Annotated in this window: 20 protein-coding genes; 3 read left to right on the plus strand and 17 right to left on the minus strand. The window is 54.0% G+C overall.

The window, feature by feature from the left end; all coding sequences use genetic code 11:
- Positions 1-9 precede the first annotated feature (9 nt).
- From yidD to gorA, 10 genes are all read right to left on the minus strand, one after another.
- Positions 10-342 (minus strand): membrane protein insertion efficiency factor YidD, encoded by a 333-nt coding sequence (gene yidD / locus HALA3H3_RS20780; RefSeq protein WP_053857244.1) that lies wholly within the window; start codon positions 340-342, stop codon positions 10-12.
- A 17-nt stretch (positions 343-359) separates the two neighbouring features.
- Positions 360-830, minus strand: coding sequence for a phosphoribosyl-AMP cyclohydrolase (hisI, locus tag HALA3H3_RS20785; RefSeq protein ID WP_022523467.1), 471 nt, complete (start codon positions 828-830; stop codon positions 360-362).
- A 4-nt stretch (positions 831-834) separates the two neighbouring features.
- Positions 835-1,281 carry a transcriptional repressor gene (locus HALA3H3_RS20790; protein ID WP_007114248.1) on the minus strand — a complete coding sequence of 149 codons (447 nt, stop codon included), beginning with the start codon at positions 1,279-1,281 and terminating at the stop codon, positions 835-837.
- 44 nt (positions 1,282-1,325) lie between these two features.
- On the minus strand, positions 1,326-2,339 hold the full coding sequence (locus HALA3H3_RS20795; RefSeq protein ID WP_022523468.1) for an alpha-L-glutamate ligase-like protein: 1,014 nt from the start codon (positions 2,337-2,339) through the stop codon (positions 1,326-1,328).
- Positions 2,336-3,859 (minus strand): inactive transglutaminase family protein, encoded by a 1,524-nt coding sequence (locus tag HALA3H3_RS20800; RefSeq protein WP_009286710.1) that lies wholly within the window; start codon positions 3,857-3,859, stop codon positions 2,336-2,338. Before HALA3H3_RS20800 ends, HALA3H3_RS20795 begins: the two co-directional genes overlap by 4 nt.
- A gap of 33 nt (positions 3,860-3,892) precedes the next feature.
- The gene (locus HALA3H3_RS20805) at positions 3,893-4,729 is read right to left on the minus strand and encodes an ATP-dependent zinc protease family protein (protein ID WP_022523469.1); all 837 of its coding nucleotides are present in this window, start codon (positions 4,727-4,729) and stop codon (positions 3,893-3,895) included.
- Positions 4,730-5,001: 272 nt separating this feature from the next.
- Entirely contained in the window at positions 5,002-5,394 is a 393-nt protein-coding gene (locus HALA3H3_RS20810) for an ectoine synthase (RefSeq protein ID WP_022523470.1), read from the minus strand.
- A gap of 103 nt (positions 5,395-5,497) precedes the next feature.
- Positions 5,498-6,766, minus strand: a complete 1,269-nt coding sequence (ectB, locus tag HALA3H3_RS20815; RefSeq protein WP_022523471.1) for a diaminobutyrate--2-oxoglutarate transaminase — start codon at positions 6,764-6,766, stop codon at positions 5,498-5,500.
- A 106-nt stretch (positions 6,767-6,872) separates the two neighbouring features.
- Positions 6,873-7,451 carry a diaminobutyrate acetyltransferase gene (ectA, locus tag HALA3H3_RS20820; protein WP_009286706.1) on the minus strand — a complete coding sequence of 193 codons (579 nt, stop codon included), beginning with the start codon at positions 7,449-7,451 and terminating at the stop codon, positions 6,873-6,875.
- 208 nt (positions 7,452-7,659) lie between these two features.
- Positions 7,660-9,042, minus strand: coding sequence for a glutathione-disulfide reductase (gene gorA, locus HALA3H3_RS20825; protein WP_009286705.1), 1,383 nt, complete (start codon positions 9,040-9,042; stop codon positions 7,660-7,662).
- 217 nt (positions 9,043-9,259) lie between these two features.
- On the opposite strand from gorA, the gene can reads away from it, so the two are divergent.
- On the plus strand, positions 9,260-9,907 hold the full coding sequence (can, locus tag HALA3H3_RS20830) for a carbonate dehydratase (protein WP_022523472.1): 648 nt from the start codon (positions 9,260-9,262) through the stop codon (positions 9,905-9,907).
- A gap of 27 nt (positions 9,908-9,934) precedes the next feature.
- On the opposite strand, the gene HALA3H3_RS20835 is transcribed toward can, so the two are convergent.
- The 7 genes from HALA3H3_RS20835 to galU form a co-directional block, all read right to left on the minus strand.
- A complete protein-coding gene (locus HALA3H3_RS20835) occupies positions 9,935-10,462 on the minus strand; it encodes a cytochrome c (protein ID WP_022523473.1) in 528 nt (175 codons plus the stop codon).
- Positions 10,463-10,511: 49 nt separating this feature from the next.
- On the minus strand, positions 10,512-11,144 hold the full coding sequence (gene msrA, locus HALA3H3_RS20840; protein ID WP_022523474.1) for a peptide-methionine (S)-S-oxide reductase MsrA: 633 nt from the start codon (positions 11,142-11,144) through the stop codon (positions 10,512-10,514).
- 11 nt (positions 11,145-11,155) lie between these two features.
- Positions 11,156-15,208: an autotransporter assembly complex protein TamB gene (gene tamB, locus HALA3H3_RS20845; protein WP_022523475.1), complete on the minus strand. Its 4,053-nt coding sequence runs from the start codon at positions 15,206-15,208 to the stop codon at positions 11,156-11,158.
- 9 nt (positions 15,209-15,217) lie between these two features.
- The gene (gene tamA / locus HALA3H3_RS20850) at positions 15,218-17,071 is read right to left on the minus strand and encodes an autotransporter assembly complex protein TamA (protein ID WP_022523476.1); all 1,854 of its coding nucleotides are present in this window, start codon (positions 17,069-17,071) and stop codon (positions 15,218-15,220) included.
- A gap of 104 nt (positions 17,072-17,175) precedes the next feature.
- Positions 17,176-17,997, minus strand: coding sequence for a hypothetical protein (locus HALA3H3_RS20855; protein WP_022523478.1), 822 nt, complete (start codon positions 17,995-17,997; stop codon positions 17,176-17,178).
- Positions 17,998-18,006: 9 nt separating this feature from the next.
- Entirely contained in the window at positions 18,007-19,299 is a 1,293-nt protein-coding gene (locus HALA3H3_RS20860; RefSeq protein ID WP_022523479.1) for a nucleotide sugar dehydrogenase, read from the minus strand.
- Between the two features lie 3 nt (positions 19,300-19,302).
- Positions 19,303-20,193: a UTP--glucose-1-phosphate uridylyltransferase GalU gene (gene galU / locus HALA3H3_RS20865; RefSeq protein WP_022523480.1), complete on the minus strand. Its 891-nt coding sequence runs from the start codon at positions 20,191-20,193 to the stop codon at positions 19,303-19,305.
- 171 nt (positions 20,194-20,364) lie between these two features.
- On the opposite strand from galU, the gene ubiG reads away from it, so the two are divergent.
- Positions 20,365-21,108, plus strand: a complete 744-nt coding sequence (ubiG, locus tag HALA3H3_RS20870; protein ID WP_022523481.1) for a bifunctional 2-polyprenyl-6-hydroxyphenol methylase/3-demethylubiquinol 3-O-methyltransferase UbiG — start codon at positions 20,365-20,367, stop codon at positions 21,106-21,108.
- Complete coding sequence (locus HALA3H3_RS20875; RefSeq protein ID WP_022523482.1) at positions 21,109-21,777, plus strand: HAD-IA family hydrolase; 669 nt, start codon at positions 21,109-21,111, stop codon at positions 21,775-21,777.
- The last annotated feature ends 43 nt before the right edge of the window (positions 21,778-21,820 follow it).

Raw genomic sequence — 21,820 nt, forward strand, 5'->3', positions numbered from 1 at the left:
GAAAACAAGCTAGCGAGGGTGATGGTCACAGCAAGAGGGCGACGATGCCTTTTCGTCATCCTCGCGGCAAAGCTGTTCGCTGCGGCCACCGGGCACCGGATCCATACCGCCAGGATTGCCCGGGTGGCACTTAACGATCCGCTTAACGGCCATCCAGCCGCCCTTTATGGGCCCATGCACCTGAATCGCTTCAATCGTGTAGGACGAACAGCTCGGCCAGAAGCGGCAGCGCGGGCCTAAAAGGGGGCTGAGCGTATATTGATAGACTCTAACGCAGCCAATCATCACCTTCATCAATACCCAACGCGGGCCTGAGCGCAGGGCTGATATTAACCGAGTCATGGCTTGCATAGGCAGAACTAGGTTTTCTTGCCGTACAGGTCGTCAGGATCAATCAGCGGATTGCTGGTAATCGAGGCCTGCTCTCCATCCACGGCAATATAGAAACAGCTGCGCCGGCCGGTGTGGCAAGCAGGCCCCGTTTGTTCGACTTGCAACAATAGCGTATCGCCATCGCAATCCAACGCAGCAGAGACAAGCTGCTGCTGCTGGCCCGATGACTCACCCTTGCGCCATAGTTTTCCCCGCGAGCGCGAATAGTAGCAAACACGCTGGGTGGTTAACGTCTCTTCCAGCGCCTCACGGTTCATCCAGGCCATCATCAACACTTCGTTAGTATCGTGCTGTTGAGCAATGGCAGGGATCAAACCATCAGCATTAAAACGCACCGCGGCTAGCAAAGTGGCCACAGTGGGCAGACTATCTTCTGGGGCAGCACGCTCGAGTTGCTTAAACAGGGCATCCGGCGCGACGTGATCAAAACGGGACATAAATTTACTCGCTAGCTGTTCGGCAGTCCTGACAAAGCCCTTGAAGCTCAATGGTTTGGCGCTCAACGTTAAAGCCCTGGCGTTTTGCCAGCGCCGCCAGTTGATCGCTTATCTCGTCCAAGTGCAGCTCTTCGACATAGCCGCAGTGACGGCAAATCAGTAGTTGAAAACCATGCGCATGCTCTGGGCAAGCGCAGGCCACGTAGGAGTTCTGCGACTCAATGCGATGCACCAAGCCTTGATCAATCAAGAACTCAAGCGCCCGATAAACCGTCGGGGGGCGGGCAGCCGCATGCTCAGTAGAGAGCTTATCGAGCAGGTCATAGGCTTTTAGCCCGCCGCCATTTTCGGCGATCATCTCCAGCACGCGTCGGCGAATAGGGGTGAAGCGGACGCCGCGGATATGGCACTGAGACTCCGCCTGCTGTAGTAGTGTACTCGCTTGGGTCATGGGCAACTCGTTGAACGTTGTTAGCCTAGGCTCTCGTTAGTAGTCTACGCGCCGGTGGAAGCGGTGTCAGAGCTTTCTACCGATTCGCTGTCTACCAGCTCACTTTGTCGCGCAAAATGGTGCTGGGCAAAAGCTACCCGTTGTTTAGCGGGCACGCCATCGGGTTGACGTTCAATCAGATCGAGGCGACGGCGCAAACCTTCACCATTGGTCATTTGAATAGCCAAGCCAGGCCTGGCGTTGAGCTCAAGCAGCATCGGGCCGTATTTACGATCCAGCACCATATCGGTACCCAGGTAGCCTAGGCCGGTCATTTCATAACAACCCGCCGCTAAGTTAAGCAGTGTTTCCCACTGGGGAACGACCAAACTTGCCAGATCGTGCCCCGTGTCCGGATGGCTAAAGCAAGGTCGGTCAAACTGAACGGCGCGCAGTGCAGCCCCGGTGGCGATGTTCAAGCCAACGCCTACTGCCCCTTGGTGCAGGTTAGCTTTGCCGTCGGATGCTGCGGTGGAAAGGCGCATCATGGCCATCACCGGGTAGCCCTTGAAGACGATAACCCGGATATCTGGAACACCTTCATAGGTGTAATCCATCAGGCTTTCATCGAAATTAATCAGCGTTTCAATCACTGCCACATCAGGCGAGCCGCCTAATGAGTAGAGCCCCGACAGAATATTCGATACATGCCGCTCAACGTCGGTAAGAGAGAGCTTGGTACCACTAGGCTTAATAAAGGCGTTATCTTCGACCTTTTCAATCACCAGGATGCCCTTGCCGCCGCTTCCCTTGGCAGGCTTGATAACAAAGCCTGCGTGCCCCGTAAGCATGGCGCCAATGTGCTTAACGCCAAACTGAGTTGTTACGGTGCCAATCAGCTCGGGCGTGGTAATCCCATACTGTTGAGCCAATAGCTTGGTTTTAAGCTTGTCGTCGACGAGGGGATAGAGACGGCGACTATTATATCGGCCAATGTAGCGAATATTACGCCGATTCATGCCGATAATGCCTTTATCCCGCAAGCGCGTGGGCCACGTCCAGTTCTTCAGCCAACTCATGAGGGTTTCTCATCGTCAGTGATTGGCTTGAAGCGGCGCAGCTCCAGTAAACGGTAGCCGGTGTAATTGCCCAGCAGCAAGATCAACGCCATCAATATCAACTGAACGCCCAGGAAGTTGAAGGTGATATGACGTACCCAGGGGTTATTCATCGCCAGGTAGGCAAGGATAGCCGTGATCAAACTGCCGCCGCCTTGGATTAGCACCTGCTTAGGGCCTTCCTCTTCCCAAAGTATCGACATCCGCTCGATGGTCCAGGCCAGGATGATCATCGGGAAGAAGGTGATCGTTAAGCCAGCGCTGAGCCCCATGCGGTAGGCCAATACGGTGAAGATCGAGATAATCGCAATCACCGTTATGATCACCGCCGAGACCCTGGCCACCAGTAATAAATTCAAGTAGGAGAGATAGTTACGAATAATCAGACCGACGGCAACGATAAGCAGGAAGCCAATCAAACCCGTAGGAAGGGTGGTTTGAATGAAGGCGAGGGCGATCAGCACCGGCATAAAGGTACCGGACGTTTTGATGCCCACCAGCACACGCAAAAACACCACCATTAACGCACCAATGGGAATCAGCAAGATAGTTTGGAATAGCGCTTGCTCCTCCAGTGGCAGGCTGTGAATGGAGAAGTTCAGCAGCGTATCTTCAGAGTAGTGGTTGCGCACCGCCGCCGAAGCAGGCTGGTCATGGGTCATCATTGAGAAAGAAACCCGCGAGTTGGTGCCGCCCTGAACTTCTAATACCGCTCGACCACCGGTTTCCCATAGCAGCAGGTTGTCGGGCTTACCTTGCTCACCCGTCAGTGGATGGAAAATTGACCATTCTTCGCCTGACTCGTTAAACACCTGAATCCAACTGCTAAGCGTTTGGCGACGACGACCATCTTCCAGAAGCAGGCCGCTCACTTCACGCGCTAATACGCCTGCCTGGTTTAGCAACCGCACCACCAAGGCCGCCGGATTCTCTTGCGTCAGCAGCAGACGGGCATTTTCAGATTGACGCTCGCCGTTAATATCACGTATTAACTCACGGGCGAAGGTGGCGTTATTGGCACTGCGCGCCCAGGCTTGTTCGATAAGCTGATTAGCCGCAGTGTCATAGGGGCTTTCCCAAGGCGTTGTGACGGGGATTTCAGGGGGTGTCTGCACCGGCGAGCGAGCATCTTGAGATACCAGCATCTGAACCGAGTAGTATAATGTTTGGCTACCCACTGCTTCACGAATAGTCCAGCGGGCGGTGCGGCCTAAATCATCCGCCTGATAAGCAAGCCCATACCCTGATGATGCGGTGTTTTCAGTCAGTACACGGTAGCCTGCCTGATGGGAAGGCAACGCCAAGTCGACCTGGACGGGGCCGTCCTGAGCATTAAAGGTAATGCCCGCCTCAATCTCCCACACCTGGCGCTGTTCACCAGGCAACCATGGAATTTCAAACTGCACATGGCGGTGCACGCTGGTCGCTACGCCCGCGACTAGCAAAAGGCCGACAATAATATAGAACATTAACCGTGACATGGAGATTCCTTTCCTCGTGAAGCGTCAGAGCGGTTACTCTTCGCTATCGTCTTCGTCAACTGCTTCATCTTCAGCAGCTTGGTCCGCTGGTTCGCCACCAGGAAATTCGGGGCGCTCATGCAAGTAAGTATCGGCTACATCAATTACCGCAATATCCATCAAAAAACGCCGTCCTAGCAGCACTGGATAATCAAGATGAGAGCGGTCATTGAGGGTAAATTCGACATTTTCACGAATCGGCCCTAGAGTCATTAACAGAGAAATGACGGGGCGTGACTCTTCGCCAGAGGCTTGAACAATGCGCACTCGGCGCACGATAGGCGCTTCAACCCACTCATCGCGCTGCGACTCAACCGCCACGTCGTCGTCGTTCAGCGCCAACTTGAAGCGCACCCAATCTTCACCGTCACGCTCGAAGCGAGTGATCTCGGCAGCAGAAAGGGACGAGGTGTTGGCTCCTGAATCGACTCGCGCTTTGAGGTAGGTGCCAAGGCTTGGTAAGCCAACCCATTCGCTGCGGCCCAGTAACGTTTTAGTGGTCAAGCTCTCATCAATCTCACACTCTTCACGTATGATGACCGGCTCTTCACCGCGAGCTTCCAATTGCTGTACGTCTTGGCGGAGGTAACGCAATAAACTGCCCACTTCACGCATATCAGCGGTCAATGCCTGCTGGTGATCAAGCTGGCGTTGCTGCAAATTAATGCGGGTGTCACATTGTTGCGTTAGCTGGCTCTCTAACTCCAGGATACGAGAATTGAATGAGGCTTCGCTTAAAGGGGGCGGTTGATTCGTTTCCGGCTGGGTTGCTGCACAGCCTGCGATCGAAAGCGACAAGCCAGCGATAAGCCACAAAACACCTGGGCGCATAACGAGAGATATCCTTGGACAATAGGTTGGGGAATGATAAGGAGATGGGGGTCTAGTGTCCAACGCCATCATCGCTTTTGGAGCACCTATTTTATCTAATTTAACATAATATATATTAAGCGAACCAAAGAGGCTGCCATTTTGTGTTTGAGAGAAACTAAGAAGCCTCGGATTTACTATTGCGCTCATCCATTCAGATCAAAAAAGGCAGCCCGCATATTTAGCAGGCTGCCTTCTTATCTATCACGTAGTCTATCTCACGCTAGCACGATTTACTCTGGGGCTGCGTACGAGCCATCTTCCTGGTGAACTTCATTACCTGTGATCGGTGGAGTAAAGACGCAGGCAACCGTCATGCCCTTCTCTTTGCCACGCAGCAAGTGTTCATCATGCTGGTCGAGTAGATAAATGTCGCCTGCTTTGATCGGCCAGATTTTACCGTCAGCCAGGGTTTCAACTTCGCCTTCACCTTCGTAGCAAAACACTGCTTCGTAGTGATTTTTGTAATGGATATGTGTCTCGGTGCCTGGAAAAATGCGGGTAATATGGAACGAAAAACCTGCATTATCGTTGGCCAGAACAAGGCGCGTACTGTCCCAGTTACCATTTTCAGCGGTCACTAGGCGATCTGTTTTACGCGCTTCATCAAGATTACGAACGATCATAGGAGTACTCCGTTGCAAAACGACTGGCGACTACCAGCCGCTATATCCCTAACTAAAAACTGTGAGCTACTGCTTCAGCGTAACGCTTAATACTACCGCCAGGTTATTCGCTAGCAACAGCTTTAACGCACATTTCGAGAATATCCAAACCTTCCAGCAGGTCATCATCGCTAATGGTTAGCGGGCATAGGCACTTAACCACTTCACCATCCTGACCACTGGTTTCAATTACCAGACCATGCTCAAAGGCTTTACTGGTAATTTTATCGGCAATATCACCCGACACAACGTCAATACCGCGCATCAAGCCACGACCACGTTCAGTGGCAGGCATGCCGTGCTCCGTTAACAGCGCTGCTAACTTCTGGAAGCGCTCTTCTACAATACGCCCTTTGCGCTGAACATCACGCTCAAAGGTGTCATTAGTCCAGTATTTTTTCAACGCAGCGGTGGCGGTCACCATCGCCAGGCTGAAACCACGGAAAGTGCCGTTATATTGACCCGGTTTCCATTTATCCAGCTCTGGGCGCATCAACACATGGGCAAATGGCAGGCCAAAACCGGAGAGCGATTTCGAGTTGGTAATAATGTCAGGTGTAATACCCGCGTGTTCGAAGCTAAAGAACTTACCCGTACGGCCACAGCCTGCCTGAATATCATCGATAATCAGCAGAATGTCGTGGGCACGACAGATCCCTTCGAGACGCTTCAACCACTCCAAGCCTGCAACATTAATACCGCCCTCGCCTTGCACGGTTTCAATGATGACACCCGCTGGAATATCCAGACCACCAGATTTGTCGCTGAGCAGCTTTTCAAAATAATCCAGGGTATCGGTATGCTCACCCATGTAGCCATCGTAAGGCAGGAAGCTAGCGCCCTGGGTGGGTATGCCACCCGTGGCTTCACGGAATTTACGATTACCCGTGGTCGCCAAAGCCCCCATGGTGACGCCGTGGAAACCATTGGTGAAGGTGACAATGTTGTGACGGCCTTTAGCCACACGAGCCAAGCGGATAGCGGCCTCTACGGCATTGGTACCGGTTGGGCCAGGCAGATGCACTTTATAATCCAGCCCGCGTGGCTTGAAAATAACTTCTTCCAGCGTTTCAAGATAATCACGCTTGGCATTGGTCCACATATCCAAACCGTGAACAACACCGTCAGTCGACAGGTAATCAATCATCGCCTGTTTCATGTGCGGATTATTGTGGCCGTAGTTCAGCGTGCCCGCGCCGGCGAGGAAATCAATGTACTCACGGCCATTCTCATCGGTTAGACGCGCATTTTGCGCTTTGGTAAACACCACCGGAAACGAACGAGAATAAGTACGTACATTGGATTCCATGCGTTCAAGCGTCTGGGTCTGCATTAGCGACCTCCTTGGTTGATCATTTTAACTTTAGGCATTACTTGCCCGAAGCAACATGAGCGGGAAAAACGGTAAGTCCGATACGTGTATCTAGCAAAACGACGTATTAGATGCGATCTGTTTGGAACGGGCCGATACGAACCAGGTTTTCCGGGTCATGCTCTCCTCCGAGCTGTTCGGTAGAGAAGTATTCGCGGCTATTGAGCGGCGCATGCCAGCGTGCCGCCAAGCGACGGAATAAGCCCCAAGAGGCTAGATTGTCAGGGGTGATGGTGGTTTCAAGGTGATGCACATCATCAAGCTCAGGGCGGGACATAATAGCCTCGACCAAGCGTCGCGCTAGCCCTGTACCACGTGCTTTTTCACCGACAGCCACTTGCCATAAAAAGTAGGTGTCTGGAGCATTATCCTTAACATAGCCAGAAACAAAACCAACGATTTCGCCCTCTTCATTGGTAGCCACTGCGCAGGTATCACGAAACTGAGTCGCCAGTAGCAAGTAAGCGTAGGCTGAATTCACATCCAGCGGAGGGCAAGCTTTGACCAGCTCGTAAACTCCCCAGCCATCATCCGCATTGGGTTTGCGAATAAACAGCGGCATCTCCGCATGACCCACAACAGCATCAGCCACCGTTGGCCTGGCAAGGTCAGCAGAGGGGGTAAAAGGTTGTGTCGGCGTACTCATAGTTATGCTTCGCTGTAGCGAATTTGATGTTCATTATAACAGCTGATTATGAGCAATTCAAAAATCATATTATTCTACACCTCGCTTTCCATAATTTTTTGTTATGATCGAGTAGCATAACCACTGCTCACCGCTATCTCTTTTAGAATAGTGCAAGTAGCCTACAAAAAAAGGCGCGCCCATGGGCACGCCTTCACTTTTAATATGCTTACCTGCGTGTCAGCGTACGCAGCGTGACGAACTCCTCGGCCCCCGTTGGGTGGATGCCTACGGTGCGGTCAAAGTCCTGCTTGGTAAGGCCAGCTCTTACCGCGATAGCAATTCCCTGAATAATTTCACCCGCGTCATCTCCGACCATATGGGCCCCTACGACTACATCGGTAGCATCGTCCACGACCAGCTTCATTAAGGTGCGCTCTTGGCTACCCGATAGGGTGTGCTTCATGGCGCGAAAATCGGTGCTATACACACGAATATGGGTGAATTTTTCCCGCGCGGCCTCCTCGGAAAGACCCACGGTACCGATGTTGGGATGGCAAAAAACGGCGGTAGGGATCGTAGTGTAGTCCAACGGCTTGGGAACCGTATCGGCAAAGTGGGCGTCGACAAGCTGCATCGCCTCAGCCAGTGCTACCGGTGTTAATTCCGGCCCAGCCGTCAGGTCGCCCAAGGCTAAAATTGAAGGCAGCGCTGTTTCAAACCGCTCGTTTACGGGGATTTTACCCGCCTCATCCAGGCATAGGCCCAACGCTTCAAGCCCTAGCTCACGGATATTCGCCTTGCGCCCTGTGGCTGCGAGCACCACATCGACTTCAAGCACGTTGCCGTTGGTAAGGTGAACATTGTAGCCGTCTTGGCTGCGCTCAATACGCTCGATGTTAGTGTTGAAATGGAGGTTGACTCCCTTTCTTTCCATTTCCGCGCAGGTGAACTCGCGAACCTGTTGATCAAAGCCTTTTAAAAACAGCTCGCCACGGTAGATGAGGTGCGTCTCGCTGCCCAGACCATTAAAGATACTCGAAAATTCCACCGCAATATAGCCACCGCCAAGCACTAAAAAGCGCTTAGGAAAAGTATCTAGATCAAAAATCTGATTGGAATCCAGTGCGTGTTCACTGCCAGGAAAATCGGGTACCCAGGGCCATCCACCAGTAGCCAGAACGATTTTTTGTGCAGTCACCGATATATCGCCATGCTCGCCGCTTAAGGTCACCGTGTGTGCATCGGCCAAGCGTGCTCGTGCATTGAAGAGCGTTACTCCAGCGCCTTCCAGCATGCGCTGATAAATGCCATTCAGACGTTTGATTTCACTGATTTTGTTGTCGCGCAGTGTGGCCCAATCGAAGCTGGCGGGGCCAGGCAGCTGCCAGCCAAAACCTGCCGCATCATCAAAACTGTCATGGAAATGGGCAGCGTAGGAGTAAAGCTTCTTGGGCACACAGCCAACGTTGACACAGGTTCCGCCCAGGTAGCGATCTTCGGCAATGGCCACTTTGGCGCCGGTAGCCGCGGCCATACGCGCGGTGCGTACACCACCAGAGCCTGCGCCAATAACCAGAAGGTCATATTCGTATTCAGAAACGTCTGCCATGATTTGCTCCTGGGGAGTTAGAATTCGTATGAATCAATATCGGGTTGCCCATTGGTCAAGTGCAGTGGTTGACCTGACTACCCGGGAAGGTTAAAACCTTCTGCTGCTATTTTGTACTGGCCTAGGTTATACAAGGCCTAATTCCACCCTGAGTAGGGCTTTGATAACCCGCTTATCTACCAGCGACTTAACGCCCTTTAACTTTTCTGGAGACGCTATGTCTGACCCTATTGCGACGCTACTCGACAATAATCGCGCCTGGGCTGAGCGTATGTGCGAAGAAGACCCCGACTACTTTAAGCGCCTTTCGAACCAGCAGAACCCCGATTATTTATGGATTGGCTGCTCCGACAGCCGAGTACCGGCGAATCAAATTATTGCACTCCCGCCTGGGGAAGTTTTCGTACACCGCAACGTCGCCAACTTGCTACACCACACCGATATGAACGCCCTCTCGGTGGTTCAGTTCGCGGTGGATGTTCTTAAAGTCAGCCATATCATGATTGTCGGTCACTATGGCTGCGGGGGCATTAAGGCCGCCATGATGGGAGGCGAATGTGGCGTGGTGGATTACTGGCTGCACTCAGTGCGCGAACAGTACAACCATCACAGGAATTCGCTTGACCACCTCCCACTGGAAGATCAAATCGATCGCATGTGCGAGCTCAACGTGAAAGCCCAGGTAAACAGTTTGTGCCGCACCAAAATTTTGCAGCGCGCTTGGCAGCGAGGTCAGCAGATTTCGGTACATGGCTGGGTCTACGGATTAAGCGATGGCCGCGTTAAAGATCTTAACTGCACCGTAAGTGGTTTAGAACAAGTGGAAACACTTTACCGTATTGACCGCATCCAGCAAGGCGATTAAGCACTCCCCCAATGCCTACCGCTACGCTTAGTCGTAGCGGTAGGCACGATGGCAGCTCTTACAGCTCGCGCCCACTTCTGAAAGCGCTCGGGCAGTGTTTCGAGTATCCTCTTGCTCGGCTACATCAATTAAATTAGCGATTTTATCCTCCAGATCGCTAAAACCGGCGGCGAACTCACCCCACTCTTCCCATATGGATGCCCGCGCTTCAGAACCACTGCCGTGGGTGCCCTCAATAAACGCAGGTAGCAAACGATCAGCGCTGGCACGCTCTTGCAGCTTAAGTAACCGCGGCATTGCAGCCTCAAGATCTTGATTATTGATTAGATCAAAGCGCAGCTGACGCACCAGACTTTCAATATCTTTAAGCTCTTCTCGGCGCCAAACCACGGCTTCGCGCTCACTTGCGAATGGCGTGTCGCTGACGGCTTGGGGCATGGCCAGGGCGCTCGTTTCCTCGCCTGCCCAAGCCAGCGGCGTGCAGAGCATTAATGCTAAAGCGCTGGCTGCCGTGCCGCGGGGGGAAGCCCACTTCAGATAATGGCGTTGCTGCATAATGGCTTCCTGTCGATGATTCGGTAGTCAAAGGTTTAGTGCGCACGTTTTAACCTATCGGGCAGGTGACACCCGTACCTTTCAAGCCGCAGTAGCCATGAGGGTTTTTATCCAGGTACTGCTGATGGTAAGCCTCTGCGTAATAAAATGTTTCTAGCGGCTTAATCTCAGTAGTGATTGCCCCTCTGCCCGCTTTGTCGAGCGCCTGTTGGTACGCTGCCGCACTCTGCTCGGCTACCGTTTGCTGCGCTTGGCTGGTGGTAAAAATGGCGGAGCGATACTGCGAGCCAATATCGTTCCCCTGGCGATTGCCCTGGGTCGGGTCGTGCCCTTCCCAGAAAACCTGCAACAACGTTTCCAGCTCGACTTGCTGTGGGTCATAAATCACCCGTACCACTTCGGTGTGGCCAGTACGCCCCGTACATGTCTCGTCGTAGGTGGGGTTAGGTGTCTCACCACCAGCATACCCCGCCGCAGTGACATAGACTCCTGGCAACTGCCAAAACAGGCGTTCAACGCCCCAGAAACACCCCATGCCTAGCACGATCTCCTCGTGGCCTTCGGGAAACGGAGGATGTATCGAGTGCCCATTAATGGTATGCACCTGACTGGTTTCTATGGGCGTATCGCGTCCAGGCAGTACACGGCCTGAACCTGAGCTAGCGTTTGAAAATAGTGACATATCACCCTCACTTATTGCTGCTGAATGATTTCAGGATTACCGGAACGGGTAAAGGTGTAGATTAAGTCCACCGCTTGGTTGGTACCCGAGACGGCCTGTACATAAAGGTTACGCCACAGCGTGTAGCGTAGTGTTAGTTCGGCAATTGGCGAGAAAATTCCCACACCGTAACTAATTCTAAGATCATCGGTGAGTTGGCCACTGACAGCGACTTGGCTATCATCGCCAGCCCCAGTGGTGTCCAGAGTTAAGTCATCAATGCCGAAGGCTTCACCAATGGAACCAACCGCCCCACCGGTGCGCCCTAACGACATGCCTATCAGCGCGGTAGTCAGTGCGCTATCCACACCGCCCCCAGAAGCATCAGGTGCGCGACCCCGTAACAGGTAAGAGAGCGCACGGGATTCATCCATCGCCGGTTCAGAAAAGATCAGTACGTTCGGAGATTCGGCACTACCTGTTACCCGCAAGCCCGCAATAACGTCATCTTCGGTAATGTCAGGGTTGCGAATGGCCTCGAAGTCGAGCGTAGGTAGACCGGGTGGCCCACTAAACAGCAGTTCACCGCGGCGGATAACCAGGTCTTGGCCGAAAGCCTGGAAACGACCATCGACCAAATTAACGTCGCCGAATAACTGTAACGCGCCGCTGCTTTGGCGAATTTCCAGCGCGCCTCCCAAGCCAGATTCCAAGCCGTAGGCTGAAATTTGCATATCGCTACCCAACGTTAAGGTCACCAGTACGTCAATGGCCATACCGGTGGCGGCAAGCTCGTCCGCGGCACTTGGATCATCCTCATTGGCAGCCGCTCGCTGAGCCTCAATTTCGGCCTGGCGATCATCGCGCTCGGTAATAATCACTTCATCGCCACTTGGGGTGACTGCTGATGAGGGCATATCGCCAATTTCAAGCCGTGCCCAGGGTAAATTCACATCCCCCCTCACTTGCAGCCTTTCCGGCGTGACCCGGATACGGATATCAGGCGCTACTTCAAGACGTCCAAACTGGGGCAGAACGACCAGGATAGGCTCCTGCACAGCATTCAGATCGACGCCAATCCGCCAATCATCACCGCTTGGCCAATATGCATCACCGGTGATTTCCAAACGCCCTCGCTCAGCGGCCAGGTAGCCATCAATATCCCCCTGTTCACCGTCGAAAGAGACCACCAGTTCGCCACCCTGAATATCGACAGGAATATCCGGACCACTTACCCCTATACCGCGCAGTCCAAGCTGGCCTTGTAAGTCAGGCGCGGCGGTGGTGCCAGTAATTTGGACGTTGCCCGTTAAATCGCCCTCCAGTCGCTCCATTCCTACCAACATAGGTCGATAGGGTTGCAGCGAAACATCTTCTGCACGCAGCTCGCCAGTTAACGCGCCGGCCCCCAAGGGATCATTAACCGCTAGGTCCAAGTTGATATCGCCTGCTTCGGCAAGCGAAAGTGACACATTGGCATTCGCCTGGGCTTGGTTGGCCTCGATCTGAGCGTCGAAACTGACTTCTGGCAGTTGCACAGGCTGGCCATAATCATTAACGGCGGTAATGGCGAGTTCGCTAAGAATTTGTAGATCTGCCTGCCACTGGGCACCCCCTTGACGCCAGTTGGCAACAAGATCCGCGGTTGTATCCCCCTCTAACTGCCACTCTTCAGGCAAAAAGGGCTCCAGCATTTCCATTGGCACTTCACGTACCGAAAGCACGGCGTTGCCCTGTTGCGCAGAGGCAGTGATCTCCTCTTCAGAACAGACTAGCCCACCTTGCTCCCGGCGCAGGCAGAACGGCGATAGGCGCGCCTGACCATTGGCTAGGTCATAGCGCAGGTCTAGAGGCGCTTCAAGACGAATATCCCCCGCCTCAGAATCAACTTCCAGTGGCGTTACGCGGGCTTGGTAAAGCTGGTCTTGCTGGTCAAAGCGGCTTTCCAGGGCAATCAGCGCACGGCTTAAAACGCTGTTGTCTGTGCCCTGGGCGGTCAGTTCAAGCTGATGCTCAGAGAGGCGCCCGGCCAAATTGGCCTCTATGTTTGCAAGGGCCTGCCCCCCAGCATTGACGTTTTGTAGTGCGAGCTGTACGTCGAGGGAAGGATCATCAATGCCCTGTACATCAGCATCTAGGACAAGCCGTTCAATACGATTCTGACCAAAACGCACGCCATCACCCTGTAAATTGGCGAGTAATTGCGGTTGATTAAAACTACCGCTGGCCTCTAGCGTACCGACGATAGTGCCCGCCAAGTCTGGCGATAGTGTCTGCAACTGGCGTAGTGCAATGTCCGCGTTTAACGACATGGCCTGTTCGCTAATTTGCCCCTCTGCTGTTAAGCGATTCTCCCCCTGGGTAAACAGCAACTCGTCAATCTCCAGCTCCAGGTTGCTGTTAGCATCAAAGGCCGCTTGCAGGGTTAGCGGGTAGTCGCGCAGTTCACCGTCAATCGCTAAGTTGGGTACGCTAACTGCCCACTGATCCTCTTGCTGCCTCAGCGTAAGCTCGATGTCGCCGTTTAAATTACCCTCAAGCTGATCCACGAAGTGGGCAGGGTTAAACTGATCCAGACGAATAGTGGTGTTGACCTGTAGCGGTGCAACCCAACTGATGTTCCCTTCGCTGCGCAGGGAGCTTTCGTCGACTGCGAGGGTGAGCGGTTGCCAGCTAAACTGCTCGAGATCGCCCTCTCCGGTAACGTTAATTTGAGTGCGCGGCAGGCTCGGGCCCTCAACCGCCAGAGCCAATTGAGCACTATAATCGCTCAGGCTGCCGGTGACCTGTAGATCCAGGTCATCGACTATATAGGCTTGGGCTGTCTCTTCTTCAGTGCTGTCATCGACGCTTTCATTGCTACTCTCATCTGCGCTGACAGGCAGCGGCCACTGAACTTGGTCACTTTGTAGCTGCAGTTGAAACGGCAGCGTCGGGGCGAGTGCATCGACTTGCCCCCTCAAGGACGCATTGACCGCGCCAGAGGCATCCAACTGCGCTTCAAGCGCATCCAGTGGACCAGACAGCGTTAAGGTTAAAGCTTCGCCACTTAGCTCAGGGTATATCTCAGGTAAAAATAGTTCGACGCCCAAGCGAGCTTCGAGTGGGTAGTTGCCGGTTAGAGTGGCGTTCGCGGTTAATTCCGCCTCAGCATCCGGGGTAACAACGGAAAGCTCAGTTACTTCGACGTTATCACCTTCGGTTAACAGCCCAAGCCGCAGTCGCTCGACGCGGTACTCGGTAGCCCCTTCCAATCGAAAATCGTTGAGCGTGAATTCAGGTATCTGGATATCAACCGGTAGCGTGATCTCTGGTAGTTCCAGGCGTTCGCGTTCTTCAAGCTGCTGCTCTGGAGATTCCACCGACGCCACGGCTTCTTGGGGTGGTTGGTTGATCAAGATAGCGGCATCGATGGCTTCAGCATAAAGCGGCGTTTCAATGCCCTGGGTTAGCAGAACACCTGGGGAAGGTGGCAAATAGACACGAGGCTGCTCCAAATGGGTTGGCGAGAGGCGTACTGTGTTTCCTTCAGCGGTGGCTGCCAAGCTTAACGAGCGCCACGCTACTTCGGTACCATCGGCAAGCCTGAGGTTAACATCGTCCAGCAACAAAGAACGTAGTTCGATGGGGAAAGGAAAACGAATAGTCAGCGGGCTCTCTTCCTCTTCGGGAGGTGGCGCTTGCTCACTGGATGGGCCTAGCTGGATGTCGGCGCCCACCACACGCAGTGTGTCGATGCATAGGCGCCCTGACAGAACACAGTCATCTGCCCACTGGAGTTCGAACTCATCCACGGTTATACGGGTTTCGCCTAGCTGTAGCTGGAAATCTTCGAGCTGGAAATGGTCGAGCAAGCCGCCTTCATGATGCGTGTAGGAGAAAAAATCACGCTGCTCCCCCTGCGAGAGCAGCACCCCAGTGCCCCAGGGGGATAACGCCACCCCGACAATCAGCGCCACAATACCGAACAGCCAAATAGGCAACACGATTACAAGACGCACAAGGCTCCAGAACAGTAGCCAGGCACGATACTTTGGAGACAACATACGGCGTTTATCAGACGCAGCTGGTTCAACCTGAGACAAGTCTCTCTCCTAGAATTCCGGTCCGATAGAAAAGTGCAAACGCCAATCGTCTTCGTGGTCAAAAGGGTGGGCGATGTCAAAACGAATTGGCCCCACCGGCGAGACCCAACGTACCCCGACCCCGGCGCCCGTTTTCAAATCATTAGGCCCCCAGTTATCAAACGCATCGCCGTTATCTATAAACGTGGCCCCCCACCAATCCCCCGTCACGCGACGCTGATACTCCAGGGTCGAGGTGAGCATTTGCTGCCCACCTCGCAGTCGGCCCTCGTCGTTGCGGGGAGATAAGCTCTCATAGGAGTAACCACGCACACTGCGGTCGCCACCCGCGAAAAAGCGCAGCGATGGCGGTATTTTGGCAAAATCATCGGTTTCAATGGCGCCTAAGCTAATACGTGCCAAGAAGCGGTTATCGTTGCCAATCATGCGGATCCACTCCGTATCCCCCGTGATACGAGCGAATGTCGCATCCGAACCCCAAACGGTATCCGAATACTCTAACGAGAGCTGCTGGCGATCACCCCATAACGGAAAGCGCTGAGGGCGTGTCCGCGTACGCGACCACTGAATACCTGGATAAAACAGCCATACTTGATCCGCTTCGCCGCCCTGTTCAAAGTCTTCATAAGTAGTGCGGAAATAGATCGTTTGCACCCAATCGTTATCAAACTCCCAACGCCGGGCTAGCTCGACAGTGCCTTCTAACGACTTGGTGTCGCTGTCATCGACATTACGAACCCCGTACTGAAGCCGATAGCTGTCGCGAAGCGGGTCTTCCAGTGGCACATTATATACCCCGGTAAAACGCTGCTCTGGGGCAGATAAATAGAGGTCGTGATCAAGGCTATGACCAAAGCGGTTAATCCATGGTTGATCCCAACCAAAGCGCAGCCGTGGCCCTACATCGGTGGCGTAACCAATACCCACTTCAAACTGATGGCGATCAGCAGGTTCAACACTGACATCGATAGGCAATTGGGTATCACTGGGCTTATTAAGACTTAGCGCGCTGGCCAAAGCAGCACTGGTGACTCTCGGGCGCTCCGGCTGAGAGGCGGTGGCTTCACTCCACCAGGGGGCACCACCGCCAGGAGGAGAAATAACCAACTCTTGGGCGGTCTCAAGGCGCGGACGCACCGAGACCGAGCTAAACCAGCCGGTTTCCGCAAGCGACCGATTATAGTCTGCCAGGGTCTGCGCCAAATAGGGGTCGCCCGGCTCGAAGGGCTGCATGCGACGCAATCGATCAAGCTCAATATGGCTTCCGGTAATGGAGGATTCACCAAATTGGTAGCGTGGGCCACTGTCAAAATCCATATACAGGCGCGCACTTTGCAGATACGGACGCACTTCCATGCGTCGATCGGTAAACCCCCAGTCAAAGTAACCGCGCTCAATAGCCAGCCCCGAAAACTGGCTGCTTAATCGATCCCAGGGGGCGTGCCGCAACACATCCCCTTCTTCCAAGGGAAAGTCCTCTACGGCCTGTTGGAAAGGTGGGTCTTCACTCGCATCGCCTTCCACATTGATTGACAGAATTTCAATTTCAACCTGAGGGCCGGGCTCGATTTCCAGCCACGCACGTTTATCAGTGGCGCGCTCAAGGGTTATCTCGGGTTCGTAATAGCCGTAAACACGCATTGCTTCCTCGGTGCGTCGGCGGATCTCACCCTCTAAACGCACCTCGGTATATTGTGCCGCATCGATATTCTTTAAGTAGGCTTGGATGTTGCCTTCGACCTCATCGGTAACACCCGTGACAGTCGCTTCTAATGCCCATGCGCTAGGTGATACGCATAACAGCGGTAGCACAACAGTAACGGTGCGCTTTGTGGCTGATGTCCATCGCCGTTGTCTTCCCATACATTTTTATCCCAACCTAAATCAGCGGCTTCATCGCCTAAGCATTTCAACGCATTAGCATGTTAAAGATTAAGCAATCACACTCATACTTCCGTCGCGCCTTATTAACGCAACATCTCTAGCTGGGCACTGAAAGCAAGCTGCGCCTGGCGTACTTGGCGCACATCGCTTTCCAGCGAATTCAGCCGTTGAGACCACTCCTGCTCCAATGCTTCCAGGGCTGCTTGATCTGCGGGTGCTTCTATCTCTGCAACGGATGTTTCCAGCTCATTAAAGCGTGCCTCGAACGCTGCTCTTTGTGCTGATAGCTGCTCTTCCCAAGCGCTACTGACACTGTTGAGCTGACTATCCAGGCCATTGATGCGCCGTTCGGTCAATTGCTCCAGATGGGAGACTTCCTCAACAAGATTTTGACGACCCGAGGAACCCGTTTGTTCCAAGGCGTCAAGAGATTCCCTCACCGCCATTAATTGACTGTCGCGCAGTTCGGCTTGCTCTCTAAGTTGAGACAACTGCCGCAACAGTGTATTGATGGAATCACTAGAGACAGTATCCTCGCTAGAAGTGAGAAAACCGTACAACTCTTCCCGAGTAGCGGCCAACGACACTGACAGCTGCTCCTGCTCTTGGAAAAGCGTCGACATCTGAGCTTGTACAAAGGTTATCGTATCTTGTACATCCGTGTCATCCGAATCCAACCGAGCGTGCACATTGGAGACTTCCCCACTTACCCGGTGCAGCTCACCCAGCAGTCGTTCACGTTCATACCAAAGTCCAGCCGCCGCCGCGCCCATAAGCGCAATGATCAGTAGCAAACATAGCCATAGTGGCCATAGCGTGGGCCCCTTTCGGTGACGCAAGTGTTGCGCCGTCAAGCTTTGATCCACATCGGGCACAATACGAGAGGATGCGGTAGCGTCTGGCATGACATTTCCTCAAAGAGTCTTCGGGTCGGCACGGCGGCCAATACCTCGGTACATTAATCCACAGCTGGCAACGAACTCAGGGTCGTAAATATTGCGTCCGTCTAGTACGAGCTTAGCGTTTAAAAGCGAGCCGAGTCGGTGCCAGTCCGGGTTCCAATACGTTTTCCATTCAGTCACCAGCATCAGTACATCGGCCCCCTCACAGGCTTGGTAAGGGTCATGCGTATAGGTGCGCAGGTCGTCACGTTCGCCCACCAAGGCATGAAGAGCTGGCACTGCTGCTGGGTCGTGGAGCTGAACTTTAATTCCTTGCGCCCAAAGAGCCTCAAGCAGCGTTAATACCGGGGCGTGGTCAATACGCGCTGTGCCGGGCTTAAACGCCGCACCCCATATCGCCACGGTTTTACCCGCCAGCTCACCTGCAAAGTGAGCCCACAGTTTGCGAAACAGGGTCTCTTTCTTCTGCTCGTTAATATCCATTACCTGCTCAAGCAGTGCTGAATAGCGACCACTTTGCAGTTGCACATCGGCCAAGCGCATCAAATCCCGGGAGAAATTCGGCCCGCCAAACCCACATCCGGGGTAGAGATACTCAAACCCGATCCGTGAGTCAGCGCCCATTCCCTGGCGGACATGTTCAACATCCACCCCCAGGGTATCAGCCAAGCCAGCAATTTCATTCATATAACTGATACGGGTAGCCAGCATGCCGTTAATTGCCAGCTTGGTGAGCTCTGCAGCGCGGCGCGGCATACACTGAAATACTTCGCTGCGGCGATTAAAGGCGCGTAATAGTTCCCTGGTCACCTGCTCACCAGTGGCATCATCGCAACCTAGCAGCCGCCTAGTGGGGCGGGTAAACGACTCCCACGCCCGCCCCTCTTCCAACGTATCTGGGAGTGCCACGCTGGTGTGCTGCATGCCCATCAGTGCATGCAGGCGCTCGGTCTCGCCGACCGGAAACGTTGAATTATTGATAAGCACTATGCCCTGCTGATCGACCAATAGCGGGTCTTCAACCAACGCACTGGCTGAACTACGCTGCGCAGGAGATAACGCCAGCCAGATCACTTCAGGCGTGCGCGCCTCTTTAAGCTGCTCAATGACCTCCAGTGTCCCATCCGCCAAACCCTGCTCCAGATGAGCCATCAGCTGAGGTTCGCTGCGCAGCCAGTCCACTCGGGAAAGTGCTGACCAGGGGGCGTCAGCGTGCGGCAACCACTGCACCTGATGCCCGACCCAGGCCAACGCAGCGGCGGCCGTCGCTGCGCTCAATTCGCTACCGTAAAGCAACACCCGCATGGGTTACTCTCCTTGTTGGTAACGTGATAACAGGGCTTGGAAACCCTCACCAAACTCGGGGTGACGACGCGCGTAGGCAAGTGTGGCTTCAAGATAACCCAGCGGCTGGCCACAATCGTAGGTCGTGCCCTGCATACGGTATGCCTGCACCCCCGACTGTTCGCGCAGGGTCTCCAGCGCATCAGTGAGCTGAATTTCGCCACCGGCACCGGGCTTGGTGGCTTCTAAAATGGAGAAAATATGGCCTGGTAGCGCGTAGCGACCAATCACGGCTAGGTTTGAAGGCGCTGCATCGCGCTTTGGCTTTTCCACCATTCCCACAAGATCTGCCGATTGGTTAGGTGCAGGCACATCGCCAGCGGGTGCCACGATGCCATACTTCTCAACTTGCTCCCAAGCCACCTCTTCCACCATTAGCTGCGCCGTTTGCTGTTGATCATAAGCTGCCAACATGCCGGCCAAGTCGGTCGTTTGGTTGGCGCTGTTGTCGACCAGCACATCGGGAAGCAGCACTGCAAAAGGTTCGTCGTCGCCGATGATCGGGCGAGCGCATAGCACCGCATGGCCTAACCCCAGCGGTACACCCTGACGAATACTGATAATGCTGACATCATCAGGCACCAAATTGCGCAACATCGCCAAAAGCTCGTGTTTACCTTTCGCTTCCAGGCTGGCTTCTAGCTCGGCGTGGGTGTCAAAGTGGTTTTCAATAGCGCTTTTATTACTACTGGTGACCAGCACAATCTCACGAATACCCGCGGCAATGGCTTCTTCGACCACATATTGAATAACCGGCCTATCGACAATCGTAATCATCTCCTTGGGAATAGCCTTCGAAGCCGGTAAGCAGCGGGTGCCAAACCCAGCAACAGGAAGTACGGCCTTGCGAATCATAAAGAGGTCCTTTTCATGCGTTCCGACACAGGAGTGGTTAGAATGTCCATAATACTGAAGGCGTGGATGGATGCCACCTCGCCAATGGACGATAACCAGTGCAAATGGATAATAACCAGTAACTAAGCGTCAACTCTTCGCTTAATGCGTAACGACAATGGGAGTCACAACATGCAAGCGACACCACAGGATAGCACTGCTGGTCACTATCAAGGCAATGTCGATGCAGCAGAAGTCGCCAAATTTGAAGCGCTTGCTAGCCGCTGGTGGGATCCGCAGGGTGAATTTAAACCACTCCACGAGATTAACCCTTTGCGGCTCGATTTTATTGATGCGCGTGCGGGCTTGGCAGGAAAAAAAGTGCTGGATGTGGGCTGTGGCGGCGGCATTTTGAGCGAATCAATGGCCAACCGCGGGGCTAAAGTAACTGGTATTGATCTCGGTGAAGCACCTTTAGCGGTGGCTAGGCTGCACGCGGAAGATCGCGGTGTCGAGATCGATTATCAGCACATCAGTGTGGAAGCCATGGCGGCTCAAAAGCCCGGTTTTTACGATGCAGTGACCTGCATGGAGATGCTTGAGCACGTACCCGACCCCGCCTCCGTCATTCGTGCCTGCAGCGCCCTGGTTCGCCCTGGCGGCTATGTGTTTTTCTCTACGCTGAATCGCACCGCCAAGTCCTATGCGTTTGCCATTCTAGGCGCCGAGTACGTGCTTAGACTGCTCCCCCGGGGTACGCATAACTACGCGAAATTTATTCGCCCTTCAGAAATGGCCGCCTGGTCTCGCGACTGTGGCTTAGAAGTGCGTGAGCAGACGGGGCTTACCTACAATCCGCTAACCCGGCACTATCGTTTGGTAAGCCATGATGTTTCGGTCAACTACATGATGTACTGCCGTAAGGTGAGCGATTAAATGCCGATGCAAGCGCCCCAAGCGATTCTCTTCGATCTAGACGGCACCCTGGTCGATACCGCTCCAGATTTAGCCCACGCAACCAATGCGCTACGTATTCACCACGACTTAGAGCCACTTCCCTTTGAAGTGATCCGCCGCCAGGTCTCTAACGGCGGTAGTGCGCTGGTGACGCTGGCGCTAGGGTTAGAAGCGACAGCGGATGGACATACTCAAGCACGCCAGTTTTTGCTGGATGCCTACGAGCAGGCGGTCGCGGTGCACAGCCAGGTCTTCTCGCCGCTCGATGTATGGCTGAAAGAGTGGCATGGCAACCAACGACCCTGGGGGATTGTGACCAATAAACCGCGTCGCTATACGCTACCGTTATTGGACGCATTGGCGCTTCAGCCGGGCGCCCTACTATGTGCAGATGACCTGAGTGTAAAAAAGCCAGCCCCTGAGCCGCTCTGGGAAGCTGCCCGGCGGCTAGGCGTTGAGCCGGGTCAGTGCTGGTACATCGGCGACCATGCACGGGATATCGAGGCCGCCGTCGCTGCGGGGATGACGGCCGTGGCCGTTGGCTACGGCTATATCAGCGCAGAGGATGACTATCAACAGTGGCCTGCTGACTTATGGTTTGGAGAGTGTCACGCGCTGGTCGATGCCCTTAACGGTTTCAGACGCTAGCGACAATTTCAAGCGTAAGTACCGGCGGGCATCGACGTGCTGA

The sequence above is a fragment of the Halomonas sp. A3H3 genome, from assembly GCF_000982975.1.
GTDB classification, from domain to species: Bacteria; Pseudomonadota; Gammaproteobacteria; order Pseudomonadales; family Halomonadaceae; genus Vreelandella; species Vreelandella titanicae.

What these genes read in the sequence shown, in the direction of transcription:
- tamA (WP_022523476.1), bottom strand. Translation starts at nt 17,071, where the DNA reads ATGGGAAGACAACGGCGATGGACATCAGCCACAAAGCGCACCGTTACT.
- yidD (WP_053857244.1), bottom strand. Translation starts at nt 342, where the DNA reads ATGACTCGGTTAATATCAGCCCTGCGCTCAGGCCCGCGTTGGGTATTG.
- HALA3H3_RS20860 (WP_022523479.1), bottom strand. Translation starts at nt 19,299, where the DNA reads ATGCGGGTGTTGCTTTACGGTAGCGAATTGAGCGCAGCGACGGCCGCC.
- msrA (WP_022523474.1), bottom strand. Translation starts at nt 11,144, where the DNA reads ATGTCACTATTTTCAAACGCTAGCTCAGGTTCAGGCCGTGTACTGCCT.
- gorA (WP_009286705.1), bottom strand. Translation starts at nt 9,042, where the DNA reads ATGGCAGACGTTTCTGAATACGAATATGACCTTCTGGTTATTGGCGCA.
- ubiG (WP_022523481.1), top strand. Translation starts at nt 20,365, where the DNA reads ATGCAAGCGACACCACAGGATAGCACTGCTGGTCACTATCAAGGCAAT.
- hisI (WP_022523467.1), bottom strand. Translation starts at nt 830, where the DNA reads ATGTCCCGTTTTGATCACGTCGCGCCGGATGCCCTGTTTAAGCAACTC.
- ectA (WP_009286706.1), bottom strand. Translation starts at nt 7,451, where the DNA reads ATGAGTACGCCGACACAACCTTTTACCCCCTCTGCTGACCTTGCCAGG.
- HALA3H3_RS20855 (WP_022523478.1), bottom strand. Translation starts at nt 17,997, where the DNA reads ATGCCAGACGCTACCGCATCCTCTCGTATTGTGCCCGATGTGGATCAA.
- HALA3H3_RS20810 (WP_022523470.1), bottom strand. Translation starts at nt 5,394, where the DNA reads ATGATCGTTCGTAATCTTGATGAAGCGCGTAAAACAGATCGCCTAGTG.
- HALA3H3_RS20800 (WP_009286710.1), bottom strand. Translation starts at nt 3,859, where the DNA reads ATGTCACGGTTAATGTTCTATATTATTGTCGGCCTTTTGCTAGTCGCG.
- HALA3H3_RS20875 (WP_022523482.1), top strand. Translation starts at nt 21,109, where the DNA reads ATGCCGATGCAAGCGCCCCAAGCGATTCTCTTCGATCTAGACGGCACC.
- HALA3H3_RS20795 (WP_022523468.1), bottom strand. Translation starts at nt 2,339, where the DNA reads ATGAGTTGGCTGAAGAACTGGACGTGGCCCACGCGCTTGCGGGATAAA.
- can (WP_022523472.1), top strand. Translation starts at nt 9,260, where the DNA reads ATGTCTGACCCTATTGCGACGCTACTCGACAATAATCGCGCCTGGGCT.
- HALA3H3_RS20790 (WP_007114248.1), bottom strand. Translation starts at nt 1,281, where the DNA reads ATGACCCAAGCGAGTACACTACTACAGCAGGCGGAGTCTCAGTGCCAT.
- HALA3H3_RS20835 (WP_022523473.1), bottom strand. Translation starts at nt 10,462, where the DNA reads ATGCAGCAACGCCATTATCTGAAGTGGGCTTCCCCCCGCGGCACGGCA.
- galU (WP_022523480.1), bottom strand. Translation starts at nt 20,193, where the DNA reads ATGATTCGCAAGGCCGTACTTCCTGTTGCTGGGTTTGGCACCCGCTGC.
- ectB (WP_022523471.1), bottom strand. Translation starts at nt 6,766, where the DNA reads ATGCAGACCCAGACGCTTGAACGCATGGAATCCAATGTACGTACTTAT.
- HALA3H3_RS20805 (WP_022523469.1), bottom strand. Translation starts at nt 4,729, where the DNA reads ATGCGCCCAGGTGTTTTGTGGCTTATCGCTGGCTTGTCGCTTTCGATC.